General features: G+C 63.3%; 14 protein-coding genes. 3 read left to right on the plus strand and 11 right to left on the minus strand.

Annotated features, from left to right (window positions below):
• Window positions 1-24: 24 nt before the first annotated feature.
• Entirely contained in the window at window positions 25-1,206 is a 1,182-nt protein-coding gene (locus JAB4_RS15880; protein ID WP_083287119.1) for a citrate synthase family protein, read from the minus strand.
• Window positions 1,207-1,306: 100 nt separating this feature from the next.
• Between JAB4_RS15880 and JAB4_RS15885 the strand changes: the two genes are divergently transcribed.
• Window positions 1,307-1,849, plus strand: coding sequence for a GNAT family N-acetyltransferase (locus tag JAB4_RS15885; protein WP_070218762.1), 543 nt, complete (start codon window positions 1,307-1,309; stop codon window positions 1,847-1,849).
• A 168-nt stretch (window positions 1,850-2,017) separates the two neighbouring features.
• On the opposite strand, the gene JAB4_RS30945 is transcribed toward JAB4_RS15885, so the two are convergent.
• The 7 genes from JAB4_RS30945 to JAB4_RS15915 all read right to left on the minus strand — a co-directional run bounded on the left by JAB4_RS30945 (window position 2,018) and on the right by JAB4_RS15915 (window position 10,726).
• Window positions 2,018-2,149 carry a hypothetical protein gene (locus JAB4_RS30945; RefSeq protein ID WP_265334662.1) on the minus strand — a complete coding sequence of 44 codons (132 nt, stop codon included), beginning with the start codon at window positions 2,147-2,149 and terminating at the stop codon, window positions 2,018-2,020.
• 4 nt (window positions 2,150-2,153) lie between these two features.
• Window positions 2,154-3,317, minus strand: coding sequence for an MFS transporter (locus JAB4_RS15890; RefSeq protein WP_070218763.1), 1,164 nt, complete (start codon window positions 3,315-3,317; stop codon window positions 2,154-2,156).
• 90 nt (window positions 3,318-3,407) lie between these two features.
• Window positions 3,408-3,989, minus strand: coding sequence for a violacein biosynthesis enzyme VioE (gene vioE / locus JAB4_RS15895; RefSeq protein WP_070218764.1), 582 nt, complete (start codon window positions 3,987-3,989; stop codon window positions 3,408-3,410).
• Between the two features lie 9 nt (window positions 3,990-3,998).
• On the minus strand, window positions 3,999-5,117 hold the full coding sequence (locus JAB4_RS15900) for a tryptophan hydroxylase (protein ID WP_070218765.1): 1,119 nt from the start codon (window positions 5,115-5,117) through the stop codon (window positions 3,999-4,001).
• The gene (locus JAB4_RS15905) at window positions 5,117-6,406 is read right to left on the minus strand and encodes an NAD(P)/FAD-dependent oxidoreductase (RefSeq protein WP_070218766.1); all 1,290 of its coding nucleotides are present in this window, start codon (window positions 6,404-6,406) and stop codon (window positions 5,117-5,119) included. Before JAB4_RS15905 ends, JAB4_RS15900 begins: the two co-directional genes overlap by 1 nt.
• A 1-nt stretch (window position 6,407) precedes the next feature.
• Entirely contained in the window at window positions 6,408-9,422 is a 3,015-nt protein-coding gene (gene vioB, locus JAB4_RS15910; protein ID WP_070218767.1) for an iminophenyl-pyruvate dimer synthase VioB, read from the minus strand.
• The gene (locus JAB4_RS15915) at window positions 9,419-10,726 is read right to left on the minus strand and encodes an FAD-dependent oxidoreductase (protein WP_070218768.1); all 1,308 of its coding nucleotides are present in this window, start codon (window positions 10,724-10,726) and stop codon (window positions 9,419-9,421) included. The genes vioB and JAB4_RS15915 overlap by 4 nt, the downstream gene beginning before the upstream one ends.
• 544 nt (window positions 10,727-11,270) lie before the next feature.
• Between JAB4_RS15915 and JAB4_RS15920 the strand changes: the two genes are divergently transcribed.
• Window positions 11,271-12,332: an FAD-binding oxidoreductase gene (locus JAB4_RS15920; RefSeq protein ID WP_070218769.1), complete on the plus strand. Its 1,062-nt coding sequence runs from the start codon at window positions 11,271-11,273 to the stop codon at window positions 12,330-12,332.
• Between the two features lie 3 nt (window positions 12,333-12,335).
• On the opposite strand, the gene JAB4_RS15925 is transcribed toward JAB4_RS15920, so the two are convergent.
• The 3 genes from JAB4_RS15925 to JAB4_RS15935 all read right to left on the minus strand — a co-directional run bounded on the left by JAB4_RS15925 (window position 12,336) and on the right by JAB4_RS15935 (window position 14,011).
• Window positions 12,336-12,794: a hypothetical protein gene (locus tag JAB4_RS15925; RefSeq protein ID WP_227741966.1), complete on the minus strand. Its 459-nt coding sequence runs from the start codon at window positions 12,792-12,794 to the stop codon at window positions 12,336-12,338.
• 32 nt (window positions 12,795-12,826) lie between these two features.
• Entirely contained in the window at window positions 12,827-13,042 is a 216-nt protein-coding gene (locus JAB4_RS15930) for a DUF6434 domain-containing protein (RefSeq protein ID WP_070218770.1), read from the minus strand.
• Between the two features lie 87 nt (window positions 13,043-13,129).
• Window positions 13,130-14,011, minus strand: a complete 882-nt coding sequence (locus tag JAB4_RS15935; RefSeq protein ID WP_070218771.1) for a LysR family transcriptional regulator — start codon at window positions 14,009-14,011, stop codon at window positions 13,130-13,132.
• Window positions 14,012-14,109: 98 nt separating this feature from the next.
• On the opposite strand from JAB4_RS15935, the gene JAB4_RS15940 reads away from it, so the two are divergent.
• A complete protein-coding gene (locus JAB4_RS15940; RefSeq protein ID WP_070218772.1) occupies window positions 14,110-14,694 on the plus strand; it encodes a GNAT family N-acetyltransferase in 585 nt (194 codons plus the stop codon).
• Window positions 14,695-14,718: the final 24 nt, after the last annotated feature.

Genomic DNA, 14,718 nt, shown 5'->3' on the forward strand with positions numbered 1-14,718 from the left:
GCGTAATAAATCAAGCGACTATTTTCAGTCGCGCTGGTGGCGCCCCACGTAGCGTGCGCGTGGCCGTATCAGTGCCGCGCTGGAGGCTTGCTCGGCGGCATGTGCTATCCAGCCGGCCGAGCGGGCCAGCGCAAACACCACCATGCCCGCGCCCTTGGGCCAGCCGAACGCCAGTTCCATGGCGGCCAGCGCCAGGTCGGCATTCGGGCGGGCATTGAGCCGTTTGCTCGCCGTGGCGCAGACGGACAGAATGGCGGACAGATGGGGGTGTCCGGGCGATAGCACCGACAAGCGGTCCAGCAGATACGCGGCGCGCGGGTCGCCGTCTGGATACAGCGGATGGCCAAAGCCGGCAAATTCCGGTGCGATGGTCTTGTAATACTGGCCGATGGCGGCCCTGGCGTCCGGTGCGGCCAGCGCCTGCGTCAACATGCACCGGGCCGCCGCGCTGCCGCCGCCGTGCTTGTCGCCGCACAAGGCACCTAACCCGGCCATCAGCGCGGCGGGCAGGCTGGCGCCCGTCGAAGCGACGCAGCGTACGGCAAAGGTCGAGGCATTCAATTCGTGGTCGGCCAGCAGCACGAGGGCCGCGCGCAGCAATTCCGTTTGCTGCGCATCGGCATGCCACGCCCAGGCCAGCTGCAGGTGCAGCGGCAAGGCGGACGGCGCCGTCTGCAGCAGGGCGGCGGCCAGGATGCGCATCTGGGCGGGACCGGATGACAGCATGCTTGCAGGCAGATTCGCGGACGTGGACGCCAGCATGGCCAGGGCGAGCATGGCGCGCGCCAGCGGCGGCGCGTCCGGCGCGCTGGCCAGTCCTGGCGGCAGGGCCGGGGCGTCCTGCTGAAAATAGTCGCTAAGGTTATCGTCCCACAGCAGGCCGGCAGTCGCTTCCAGTGTCGCGGACTCGGCCAATGCCGTCGCATCGCAGCCCCGGTACAGCAATCGTCCATCGAGAATGTGGGAAATGCGCGTCTCCAGCACGGGCAAGCCCCAGTGCATGGCGGCCACGGCCGTCTGGCCGCCGCGCTTGGCGTCGTTCTTGCGGGCCGCCAGGCGCAGCACGTCTTCCTGCGGATAGCGCTTGCGGCGCGATGCACCGTTGCTGACGGAGGCCAGCAAGCCCCGGCTCACATAGGAATACAGGGTGGGCAGGCTGACGTTCAAGAGGCGCGCGGCCTCGGCAGCGGACAGATCGTTGTTCATGGCGGCCATTGTAGCGGCTGTCACTTTATATTGATTGATGGAATCAAGATTGACGGACCGGGCGGCGCGTCACTAGACTCATGCCTTTCCAGGAGTCTCCATGAGCACACACACCATTCGCACCCTGCGCCCCGATGACGCCGCGCCCTTGCTGGCCTTCGAGCAAGCCAACCGGGCCTGGTTCGAGCGCCATATCGACCGCCGCCCCGACGATTTTTACAGCCTCGACGGCATTCATGCCCACGTCGCGCAATTCCTGGACCAGCACGCACAGGGCCGCATGCACCCCTGCATCATCGTCGATGAACACGGACAATTGATCGGGCGCGCCAACCTCAAGGATATCGACGGGCAGACGCAAACGGCCGAAGTCGGCTATCGCATCGGCGCGCAGCAAGCGGCCAAGGGCCTGGCCACGGCAGCGCTGCGCCATCTGATTGATATGGCGCAAAACGAATGGCAGCTGGCCAGCCTGTGCGCCTACGCCATCGACGGCAATGCGGCGTCGATCCGCGTGCTGGAGCGCTGCGGTTTCGTGCAGGGAATGGCCGTGCCCGATATCGCCATCGTGGAAGGCAAAGTTGTCGATGGCCATGCCTATGCACTGCAGTTGCGCTCGGCTGGGGTAGACTCTGCCAGGTAATAGATAAGCAACATTGACAGATATGAATCATGAGGACCCAAAACGCGCAGTACGCATTGGCATCGTCGGCGCGTCGCTCGCCTACCACCGGGCCAGCAAGGGCCACAAGTCACCGTGGTCGAGGCAGGCGGCATCGCGTCCGGCGTGACGGGGACCTGATTTGCCTGGCTAGCACCACAGTTGCGGCAAACGCCGGAACAGGCTGTCCACGAGCCGGAGCAGGGCGCCATCGACGCCGTTGCCGCAACCCACGCCTTGCTGGCAGCGGCCGGGACGTTCGGCGCCACTGTCCGCACGCATACCGTTAATGCGACAGCACCGAATCGCGCGACCTGTGCCCGAGGTAAGGCAGCAAGCTGATTAATCCAAGCACTGCCAGCGCGACGCCGACCCACAGTGGGGAGCGCAAGCCGTAGCCGGCGGCAATGCCGAGGCCGCCGAGCCATGAGCCGGCGCCCAGGCCGATGTTGATGATGGAGGTATGGACGGTGTTGACCAGCGGCCCGGGATGAGCGGTCTTCATCACGCGGGCGATGATGGCGGGATTCATCGACATGCCCACGAGGCCTGTGACGACCAGCAAGGCGACGCTGATGGCCTTGTCGTGCGCAAAGACCGCGAACAGTGCCAGACTGATGCTCAGGATGACCATGCCCCATACCATGATGGGCGTGGTGTAGCGGTCCGCATAACGGCCGACCACGCCATTGCCTACCACGTTCGCGATGCCATAGACGCCCAGCAGCCAGGGGATCGAAGACACTGGAAAGCCGGTAATTTCCGTCAGGATGGCCGCAAAGTAGCTGAACGCCGCGAAAATCGCACCGATGATGAGGCCGCTGCTGGCATACGCTGCCCACAGGTGGCGGTTGCGGAACTCCCCCAGTTCCTTGCCGAGGCTGACGATTTCGGACGGCTTGGCGCGCGGCACCAGCACGGTGATCAGTGCCAGGCACAAGAGCGCCAGCAGTACCACCAGCCAGAAGCTGGCGCGCCACCCCAGGTGCTGGTCGATGAGCGTGGCGACCGGCACGCCGACCACCGAAGCGAGCATGAGGCCGCCGATCACGACGGCGGCGGCGCGTCCGCGCGCGTTGGGGTTGACGATGTCGGCACAAATGGCCAGGGACAAGCCAAAGCAGGTGGCGGCCGCCACGCCCGTGACCACGCGTGCAATGGCCAGCATGTCATAGCTGGTGGCCGACGCGGCGACGGATTGGGCAAGGATATAAAAGCCCAGCAGCCACAGCAGTCCCTTCTTGTTCGGCACGCGCAGTTTGAGCAAGGCAATGGTGCTCAGCGGCCCGCCGACGACCATGCCCATGGCATAGAGCGAGATCAGGTAGCCGATCCGTGTCACCGGTTCGTCCATGGCCAGGGCCAGCGACGGCATCATGCCCGCCACCATGAATTCGGATGTCGTTAACGAAAAGATCGTCAACCCCAGAATGTAAACAACCAGCGGCATAGCAATATCCTTCGAGATTAATAACTAAAACACTCGCCAGGCGCGCGTGCGCCCGGGCCGTATGGGGCTCGGGCGCGCGCCACATCCTGGTCAGGTGTTGCAAGACGTAAAGACGCTATCCGGAATGTCGCCGACTAGCAGGTTGGGGAAGTCGCGTACCGAAAGGTGCTGCGGATCATTGCCGGTGACCATGCGCAGCAGGCGGTTGCCGCCGGTCTCCAGGTAAAAGACCGATGGCGGCTTGCCCGCACGCTCGACTACCCAGGCGTCCGCCTCCTGGCCCAGCACGGTGTGGCGGCCGTCGTGACGCGCGCCGCCGTCCAGCAGCACGGCTTGCGGCAGGAACAAGTCATGGAACGGCGTGACCTCGTCGGCCAGCGCCGTGCCCTGCAGCTGCTCGCCAGTTGCCTCCGCCTGCCTTGCGTAGGCCACTTTCTGCTTGCGGCTTTGTTCGCGCCTGGCATCGCCGATTTCCGACATCCACAGCAGGTGCCCATGTTCCTTTTCCGACCAGGGATTGAACAGGCCATCGATGCGGCAGATGTTGCGCGCATAGTCGAACCAGCAATAGCCGGACGTGACCTGATCGTCCTCCTGCATCGGTGTCCAGTAGGAGATATAGGCGCTGCTCCATTGCAGCGGCAGCAGCGGCGGGGCGAGGTGTGTCGGCATGGCAGCTCCCTAGCGGCCCAGCGCGTAGCCGAGGCTGGCCATCAGCGCTTCCTGCAGCGACGGCAAGTCCTTGCGTCGCGCGTCGAAGCTGGCGGTCAGCTCTTCATTGCTCAGTCCGATACGCTCGCCCACGCTCTCAAACCACAGACGGCTGCTGTTGGCGTGGTCCTTGAACAATTGCATCAGGGGCACGGCGCGCGCGTTGAAGCTGTCCAGGGCGGCCGCCGTGCCGGCTTCGGTATGGAGGATCTTGACCAGCAGCAGGGCTGCCACCACCGCCATGGTGGTGCCATGGCCGATGGAAAAATGCCCCGATTGCAGCGCATCGCCGAGCAGCACGAACTTGCCGTCGCAGGCCCGGCCGCGGCTGAGAGTCATGAAGTTGCGCCAGCCCTGGCCCGGTTGGCTCTGCAACCCGTGCTCACCGAGTTCGGGCTTGAAGGTTTGGGCGATATACGCGGCGGCGTCGCGTTCGGACAGCGCCTCCAGCCCCGCCTTGGCGTACGTTTCTTCGCTGCATTCGACGATAAAGGTGCTCATCGTGTCCGAGTATTTATAGGCATGGCCGATGAAAATCCCTTGGTCATTGCTGCGGAACACCAGGTTCATCTGGTCGAACAGCTGGGTGGTGCCATACCAGATGTATTTGTTGCGGCCGAAATCGATGTGCGGCGCCAGCGCGGGCGGCAAGTCCAGCGATTTGTAGTTGACGCCATTCGACACCACCACCAGGTCGTACTCGGCTTCCAGCTGCGCCTTGTCCGCCGGCGGCGTTTCATAGCGGATGGCGATGCCGGCCGCCACGCACTTGGCGCGCAAGGCCTGCACCAGGGCCTGGCGTCCCACGCCGCACAGGGTCACACCGGTGCTCATCAGGTTGGGCTGGTCGTGATGCACGAGCTTGAATTCTTCCAGGAACTGGGGATTGAGCCGTTCCGGCTGCTCCAGGTAGGAGAGCGGATTGGCAGGATGGCGCGGCGGCCGTCCCGGCAGCACCACGCCCCAGCCCAGCACTTCTTCCGGGGTATTTTTTTCCGTAATGCTGATATCCCAGCCCGGTTGAGCCTGTTTCATCTGACTGGCAAAGATCAGTCCTGCGGGTCCTGCGCCGATAACGAGAATGTTCATTAATTTACCCTTCCAAGTTTGTACCAAACGTTTTGTTTCTTCTGGATTTGCTGCAGTTCATCGTAGGGAACCGATGTGAAGTACAGTTTCTCCGCCATGTCTGGCGGATAAACACGGGGGAATTTCTTGTGCATGTAGCGCGTGTAGCGCGTCTGCAGGAAGAAAATCAGATTCGGATTGCTCAGTGCTTCATAGTTGGCGATCGCCATGTCCTGCATGGCGTCGGCCTGCACCTTGCGCTGCTGCGTGAATTCGGACAGGGCGGGGCCCAGGGCATTGCCGTGCTTTTCCAGCAGGGAAACGAAGACGTGGACGTCTTCCAGCGCCATGTTCATGCCCTGCCCGAGGAAGGGGGCGGTGGCATGCGCCGCATCGCCGATCAGCAGGATATTGGCCTTGTAGTGGAAGGTGCTGGAGCGGACATTGATGAGGTCGTTACTGGGCAGCGTCATGAACTGCTCCAGCATCTCCTTGCGGTGCTCCGGCGGCAGGCTGCCGAAGTAGCGGCTGAAGAAGTCGGCCATGGCTTCGCGGTTCAGCGTGCCCAGGCTCGGTGTGCCGGTGTAGGGCAGGCACAGGGCAAAGCTGATGCTGCCGTCCGGAATGGTGGCCGCGCGGCCGGCAAACAGCCCCTTGGAATCCATGCCGAAGAAGTACAGCAAATCCTTCCTGAAACCCAAGTCCGCCGCGTTCGGCAACACCAAGGTTTTGTAGCCATGGCGGAAGTAACTCTGCCTGAACTCAAAGCGGCGCACGCCGCTTTGCATGGCGCGCCGTACCGCGGAATGGGCGCCGTCTGCGCCAATGATCAGGTCGCCATCCAGCTGCCGTACGGCGCCGTCCGGGGCCTGAATCAGTACGCTCTTTCTTTCCAGGTCGACATCCAGGCATTTATGCTCAAAGTAATACTTCACCTCGTGCTTGACGGCATGCCGGTTCAGCAGGCGCTGGAAGGCCGTGCGATCCAGCGACAGGGGAAACAGGCCTTCGAGCGGGGTCAGCTCGCGTATGCGGTGCCGGCCGCCCACGCTGAACGCCATGCCGACGATGGGCTCGCCGCACTGGTCGAGCTCCTGTTTATTGATGCCGGCTCCCAGGACGGCCTTGATGCCGCGCACGGTCATGCTCACGCCGATGGCGCGCGAGTTGACCGGGTCGGCGTTTGCGGCATTCTCCAGCAGCGGATCGCCGCGTTTTTCGACAACGTGGACATCGTGTCCCCGTTGCGCCAGATAAATGGCGCTGAGGCTACCTGCCAGGCCTCCGCCGACGATAATGATTTTATGCATTTCAGGCCTCTCTTGACATCTTTCCCCGAGATAAATCGGTAAGTTGCTGATTGAAAAACTCCAACATTTCTATCGGCGCCATGCCGATGACATCGCTCTCAAGGCTGCGCGCGTACTGCGCCAGCGCCAGGCATTTCTGCGCCAGCATGTCGCAGCCCAGGCTGTAGTCGCTGCTGACCCGGCTGCCGACCGGCTCGGGCACGGGCGGTCCCGCGTGGCGGCCGGGCAAGCCGGACGGCATGTTCATCAGGGCCGCCGACAGGGGGCGCAACAGGCCGGTCATGATGTCGATCGAGGCGTTCATCAGGCGCGAGCGGCGCAGGCTGCCCAGCGGCTGCTGCGCGAAATGGTGCGCCATCAGCAGGAAGGTCAGTTCGTAGCACCCCTGATACAGCCGCATCAGCGCGCGCGCCTTCGGGTCGGTCACCACGCTGCAGTCCGCGCGCGCTTCCAGCACGGGATTCTTCAGCGCCGGCAGGGCCGGCTCGAACGGCTTGTCGCAGGCTGAAAACTTGCCGGCGACGGCACGCAGGCGGTGGAAATGGGACGAGGCGAAATGTGGCGAATCGACAGCCACGCCTTCTCCCTGCTCGGTGACGAAGTCGATGGCGAACAGCGCGCTGTCGCGGTCGGACACCTCCAGCTGGTAGCCGGGATAGGCGCGGTTGGTCAGTTCTTTCAGGAACAGGTGGTGTTCGCCGCCGCGCTTGCCGCCGCCGCTCTCGAACAGGCCGGGCAGCTCGGCCACGGCCTGGCGGATCGCCGTATAGAAGGTCGCGATGGATTTGCCCGGCGTGGGAATATAGTCGGGCCATTCGAAACGCACGAAGCGGGCCAGCACGTGTTCGGAAAATGGCTCGAAAGCAAATTCCGTGTCCAGGCCGAAACGCTGGCGCGCCTGCTGGCCCAGCACCGGGGTGCCGCTAAAAAACGGTTCGCCCAGCGCCATCAACACATTGTTGACTAATAAGTAGTGAATCATTTCTTCATGGGCGATTTCCAGCAGCGCGCCGCGCGTACCGCTGTTGCGGCGCCGGTCTTCGCCGCCGCAGGCCAGTTCCAGCTCGGCCGGCAGCCAGCGGCCGGCCCGCACCAGCGCCGCCCCCTGCGCGTAATTGGGAATCGAATACGCGGCATACAGGTATTGCAGCATCAGCGACAATTCCAGGTCGATGGCCTTCTTCAGCTCGTCGATCAGCTCCGCCTTGCCGCCGATGACATGCTGTGCCGCCGGTTGCGGCAGCGCCGCCTTGGCCTTTGCCTCGACCTGCGTCAGGTATTTGAGGAACAGGCGCGACTTCGGCAGCGACAGTTCGCGGGTGCTGGGCATGTAATAGCTCTTGTCGCGGTTCTGCGGATCGCACATCTGCCACATCAGGCGCGAATACGTTTCGCACTTGCACTGGTCCGCCAGGCTGAAGACCTTGTCCGACATGAAGGGGTACACGAGCTCGTAGTAGCTCATCACATGCCGGTAGAGGAAGGCGTAGTCGACCTGTTCGGCCGGTACGTCGTCGAGGTCCCAGTCGTCAGGCAGCACGCGCACGCCGAGGTACTGTTTGTCGTTGCCGGTCCCCAGCACGATCCTGGTCGCGCCCGGCTGGCGGCCCGTCAGGGTCAGCGCCGTATAGCCATGCCCGAGCGGCGACGGCTGCTGCTGCACGGCCAGCAGCGCACCGTCCTCGGCCTGCGCCGAAAGGTCTGCGGGTGCCGCCAGCGCGCCGCGGAAGCGGCTTTGTACGGTGATCGTCTGCGGAAATTGCTCGTGCTTTTTCCGGTTCGGCGCTTCCAGGTACAGCTGGTTGCTGTCCGATTGCAGCACCCAGTCGGCTTCTTCCCACTGCGCCTGTGCGCTGCCCAGGCTGAGCGAACCCGAGGCGGCGGCATGTTGCAGCGGCACATCGAAGACGCCGTGATGGCGCCAATAGTCGCGGTACAGCTGCTCGGGAATCCGGGCCAGCAAGGTGCCGGCGCCGTCATGCAGCAACAGCTCGCCCAGCGCCTGCTTGCCGCCCAGGGCATGCGTCGGATGCTGTTCCGAGACGGCGCCCGTGCCGCGCGTGGTGAACGGAATGGCGGTCGGCATGTTGAACGAGACGCGGTCCGCATGTACTTTTACCAGCACCGGCCCCAGGCTGCCCTGGCGCGGCTGCAGCAGGCGGCCGGCCGGATAGGTGGCCAGCTCGTCGCGCCGCCACAGGCCGATGCTGCCGGCCAGGTCGTAGAACACGGGCGAGTCGGGTTTTTGCGGCGTGGACATATTGAACAGGCAATACTGCACCGTCAGTCCCAGCACCTCGTCGTCGGCCAGGGCTTGCTGCAAGGCATGCATGCTGGCCGGCAGCGGCAGGTCCGCATTGAACAGGAAATGCGGGTCCCCCTTTGCCACGGAAAACTGGAACAGCCTGGAGCGGCCGAATTCATCATCCAGGAAATGCCCGCTGCGTTCCGTGATATGGCCGCTGCCGAGCCAGCGCACCGAATGCGCCTGCGCGATGTCGGCGGTGAACAAGGTGGGCGTGTTTGGCGTGGCCAGTTTGTCGCTCAAGGTGAACTGGCCGGCGTAGATCAGCGTGGTGTCCGGCTGGGCCGGGTTGTTGTCGATCCACCTGGCGCGGTTGAGCGTCGTACGCAGATACTCGTTGTAGTGGCCCCACAGCGCCAGCTTGGCGCCCACCAGCGCGTCTTGCGTATCGACCTCGCCATCGCGCAGCTGGACGCCCGTGATCCTCGCGTTCTCCCACGAGAAATGATTGTTGCCGCAAAAGTTATAGCCCGCCGCCTGGCTGAAGATGCCGTCCGGATCGGGCTTGCCCTCCGCATTGAAACGGGGGGCAAGCTGTTTCAGGTGCGCATGGAATTCAGCCGGCGGCCGGCTCAGGTCGACAGCTTCGCCCGCCATCGATACCGCATTCGTGGCGATATCGATGTTGCCATGCGTATTGCGATTCCCGGTCGGCACATTGGCGCGGGCAAAACCCCGAAAATGCAGGCGGGGGAAGTCAAGTAGGCTCATGCGCGCTCGGTCGAGGTAGTGATGAAGGTATCGTTGGCGGCGGCGACGTCTTCCAGCTGATCTAGCCGTTGCAGCAACAGGCCGCTGGCTTGCTGGGCACTGATCAGGCTGCCTTCCATCCAGCCGCAATGCGCGGTATACGCATCCGAACAGGAAATGATGCCGTCCCGGTGCAGCAGGACGGCCGGGTGCTCGGCTTCCGGCTCCACGCAAAACTCGACGCCATGGGGCCAGAACTTGTGAAAGTGCGCCTTGATCTGTGGCAGCGGCTGACCGTCGAGCGGCAGCACTTCTTCCAGGTGGCTGCGGACACGCTCCAGGTACACGTCTTCACCGAGCTCGAGGCTGTCCCGCCAGTAGGCGGCGCTTTTGCTGTCGGTATAGAACAGCACATATTTGTCGCTCTTGAAGTAGATCTTGCGCAGGGGATTTGCCGCCATCAGCACCTTGTCGGTCAGCCCGAGCGCGTCCCACCAGGCCGTGTCGAACGTCAGGAAGCCCTTGAACAGGGGCAGCGAGTCGTACCGGAACGGACTCCAGGCGTGCGGGAAATCCAGGTTCAGGCGCGGCATGGCGGACGGCGGGATGGCCATCACCAGATGGCGTGTGCGGTGCATCTGCGTGTCGCCGTGGTGGCTGAAGGCGAGCACATGCTCGGCGCCGGATTTTTCAACGGACAGCAGGCGGTGTTCGAGCCGGAATTCCACCCCGGCGGCCTGGGCCTGGTGCTGCAACTGGCACAGCAACGCGTGGTAGCCGTCGGTCGCATAGTGCCACTGGTTGGCGGCGTTTTCCGTAAAATGCTGCGTTTCCGGGTGCTTCTTGATGATGTCGTAGGCCATGGCCGCCGACACCATCGGCAGCAGCAATGCGTCATAGCCGGTCGCCTTGATGATGTGGGTGGCCTTGGCGGCGCCCAGGTAATGGCTGACGAACGCGAGGAAGGAGTCATTCGGATGCTCTTTCAGCATCGGGCTCAGGTCATCCAGTGTTGCCTTCAGCTCTTCCAGCACGCTATCGTGGGAGATGACTTCGGTGAACGGGTAGACCGCATGCGGCAATCCGCTACCCTGCATGAGTTGCTGGAAATGCGGATGCAGCTGCGGCGAGTAGCGGGCGGCGCCCAGTTCGGCGATTTCCTCGCCATCTATTTTCCGCGACTGGATGCGGCCGCCGACGGTGGCGTTCAGGTCGAAGACCCGGATGCGCAGCTTCCTGCCGGCAGCGCCGTCGATCAGCCGATTGGCGCAAGTCAGGCCGCCTATGCCGGCGCCGATGATGCAAATATCAGAATACGTGCTCATACGAAATCCTTTTTAACGTTCATTAAAAAAGCTGCAAAATCGTTAGCAAAAGTTTCCCACGCCCGTGCAGGCAAGAGAGGGGGAACGCTGGGTGTTACCGCACTTGGCGAGCGTTATCGGCTGGGAAATGAAGAGCCTGGCGAGAACTGGCGTTGCGTCTGGTATGGTCGATTCTTGGCAGCAGAGTTTCTGTTTCAAATCAAAGATGGCACCGACAATAGCCCGGGTATCGGGCTGTCAGTTTGATAAATATCAATGTAGTTGTCGTCTGCAAGGCGCGCGCTGATCAAGCGCGAATGTTGCTACGCTCATCGAAAACAGGAGGCACCATGTCCGAATTCATCGACTTATTGCAATGCTCCGCCATGGCCACTACGCTGCTGGTGGCGTCGCTGGTGGGTTCGCGCACGGCTGCGCGGCGCCTTGCCGGGTTCTAGATATCGCCATCGTGGAAGGCAAGGTTGTCGATGGCCATGCCTATGCGCTGGAGTTGCGGCGCCCGTGGTAGACTCGGTCTTGTGATAAATAAGCAAAGTTGTCAACTATGAATCAAAGTGCTCCAGAACGCGTCGTCGTCGTCGTCATCGGCGCCGGCATCGTCGGCGCGTCGCTCGCCTACCACTTGGCCAGCAAGGGCGCACAAGTCACCGTGGTCGAGGCGGGCGCCATCGCGTCCGGCGTGACGGGCACCTCGTTTGCGTGGATTAACACCTCCTGCGCGGGGATTGATCCCATCGCGGCCCTGCGCGGCGGCGCCATCGCAGCCTACCGGAAGCTGGAATCGCAGGTGCCGGGCTTGACGATGCGCTGGCACGGCGCCTTGTCGTATGGCACGCAGGATGGGCGTGTGTCGCCCGAATCCATCTTGATTGACCGCTCGCGCATCGCCCAGCTTGAACCGCAGCTGCGGCAGCCGCCGGAACAGGCTATCTACGAACCGGAGCAGGGCGCGCTCGACGCCGTTGCCGCCACGCACGCCTTGCTGGCGGCGGCCCAGGCGCTCGGTGCAACGGTCCGCACGCACACGCCCGTGCTGCGTTTTACCGTCCGGGACGCACAGGTGACGGGCGTGGAAACGGCCGCGGGCCTCATCGAGGCTGATATGGTCGTGCTGGCGGCGGGCACAAGCACTGCTTCGCTGGCGGAAAAGCTGGGCGCCAGCCTGCCGATCCACGCCTCGCCCGCCATCTTCCTGCGCTACCAGGCGCCGCAGGGCCTCGTGCGCGGCATCATTTCCAGCCATGCAATGGAAGTGCGGCAAGCCGAGGACGGGACCATGCTGGCAGCGGAAGACTATCTGGACGACGCGCCGGAAAACCAGCCCGCCGCCATCGCGCTACGCACGGCCAGCGCGATTAGGGCAGAACTGGCGGGCGCCGAAGCCATTGTGCCGGAATTCGCCGGCATCGGCTTGCGCCCCATGCCCGCAGACGGCGTACCCGTCATCGGCTATCTGCAAAATATCAAAGGAGTGTACGTATGCGCCATGCATCCGGGCGTGGTGCTGGCCGCCATCGTGGGCCAGCTGGCCAGCGGGGAGATTGTCACTGGCGAGCCAGCGCCGGCCCTGGAGGCTTGCCGGCCCGCGCGTTTTCAGGCGCGCTGATTCCTAGGGCACAGGCGCCACGAACACGGGCAGCACGAACGGCGCCGGCTCCTGCGCATCGCCGTCCTCCGACGGGGCCTGCATGAAATCCTCATTGCGCCAGTCGCCGTTGACCACGCGCTCGGCGATCAGCGCCAGATCCTGCGTTTCGCGCAGTTCGCAGCGAAACGGCAGCCGCCCATGCGAGCGCGACACCAGGCTGAAGCGCAACTGCCGGCATTGCGCATCGTGCCAGCAATAGAACAGCATATCCTCGCCAGCGAGGGCACTGCGGCGCGCCGCGATCACCTTGCCGATGAAGGCGACGATATCGGCCGCATGGATCTGCGGTGTTTCCTCGTCAGTGGGCGAAAAGCTCCACATATTGGTCCTGGCTTCGTGGTTGATGTCGTCGGGATCAATCTCCACAGGATCGTCTTTGGCCATGGCGAGCCAGTTGCTGAACACCGTTGATAGCGTCATGTCAATCTTTCTATTTTCGTGCGTGCAAGCGGCTAGCGGGCAATGCGGTGGCGGCGTAGCCACTCATCGGCAACATCGCCCATGGTTTTCGCGGCGCCGTCGCGTATCCAGGCCATGAAATCGCGCTGGAACGTAAATTGCGGTCCGCATTGGGCAAGCAGGAAGCGCCTGACGTTCTGCGTATTCCTGTAGTGCACATCAACGACAGTGTGGCGGGAAATAATGCCGCCGTGCCAATCGAATTCCATGCTGTATTTCCTTTGCTGTATTACCTTGAATGGCCAGAGCGTGCCATTCTAGATCATGGGCAACAGTTCAGCGACCGTCCAACTGTCTCACCCCCTAGGCCCATCCGCCAACAACTCCGCCAGCCTGGTCGTCAGCCACAAACTCGTCTCGCTCAGCTTCTTCCCATGTATCGACAGCCGCCGCACCGGTAGCCTGGATAAAGCCAGCGCAGGGCAGGGCACTTCCTGCAGATAGCCCTTGTAATTGTCGTAATTGGCGATATTCAGCGGCAAAATCGCCCAGCCCAGCTCGTCCGCGACCATTTCCGCGATGCTGTAAAAACTGTCGGAGAACCACACAGCGGGGCTGAAGGCCTGTTCGCGATTCAGCTCGGAATCCATGATCAGCTGGCGGTAGCGGGTCAGCTCGTTGCGGCTCACTTCCTGGCCGTGCGCCATCGGGTGGCCCTTGGCCACGAACACGCCTTGCGCCACGCTGCCGATGTGCTGCTGCTCCAGCACGGGAGAAATCGGGCCGCGGTCGAAGTGAAAAGCCACGTCGGCTTGCTGCTGCTCCACGTATTGCGCCACTTCCGACGCCGTGGCGTTGAGCATCACCAGTTCCAGCGCCGGGTAGCGCGCCGCCAGTTCCTTGACCAGGGTGCCGATGGCCAGGTAGGGCAGGGCTTCGTCCAGGGCCAGGGTCAGCTGCGCTTCGGGCGCCTCGCTCAGCAGCTGGGCGCGCAGCTGCAAGCGCTCGGCCTGGCGCAGCAGTTCGCACGCTTCGAGGTGCATCACCTTGCCCGCCTCCGTCAGCACGGCGCTGCGGCGCGAACGGTCGAACAGTTCCACGCCGAATTCCGCTTCCAGCAGCCCGATCGAGGTGCTGACCACTGATTGCGCGCGGCCCAGCCGGCGCGCCGCGCCCGAGAAAGAACCGGCCGCGACGGCCGCTTCGAAGTAACGCATTTGTTCCAAAGTCCATTGCATCGTATCCACCTATCTGTTTTACAGATGGATTTTAACTTGAATGCCATTCAGGGACGACATAAAATGGTATTTACCAATTCAACAACACGAGATTCGCAATGAGAAACGCCCAAGCCCATACCCCCGCCATCCGCTTCAGCTGGTGTCACGATACCAGCGCCGAAGATACACTGTGCAAGCTCTACCTTGACAACGTCAGCGCCGACTATATCTCCCATTCGGAGCTGCAGGGCGAACGGGCCGATGCGCCCGGCAACTGGCGCGCGGACTTGCCTGAAGTGATACGCGGCGAAATCCGCGCCGCCCTGTCGCACGGCTGGGCGCATGGCGATTCGACCCTGCTGGCCGTCGCCACTGCCGGTGACGCCATCGTCGGCATGGCCTTGGTGTCCATCGATACGCGCCAGCGCGCCTCGAAATCGTTCGCCGCGCTGGACGACCTGGTCTTGCTGCCTTCCGTACGCGGCAGCGGCATCGGCAGCTTGCTGGTGGAGTGGGTGGCCGACGAGCTGCGCAGCCACGGCATCGCCCGTTTGTTCCTCGAATGCGGCGCGCACAACTTGAAAGCACAACAATTCTTCCAGGGCCGCGGCTTCAAGCAAGTGTCCGTCGTCATGCTGCGCGAGCTCGATGCGCCGGCAGTGTCGGCCGCCGTGGATGACAAGGATGGCGACCGTGGCTGACGCCCGCCGCCCCCGACAAGGCCA

This window comes from Janthinobacterium sp. HH102 (genome assembly GCF_001758625.2).
GTDB lineage: Bacteria > Pseudomonadota > Gammaproteobacteria > Burkholderiales > Burkholderiaceae_D > Janthinobacterium.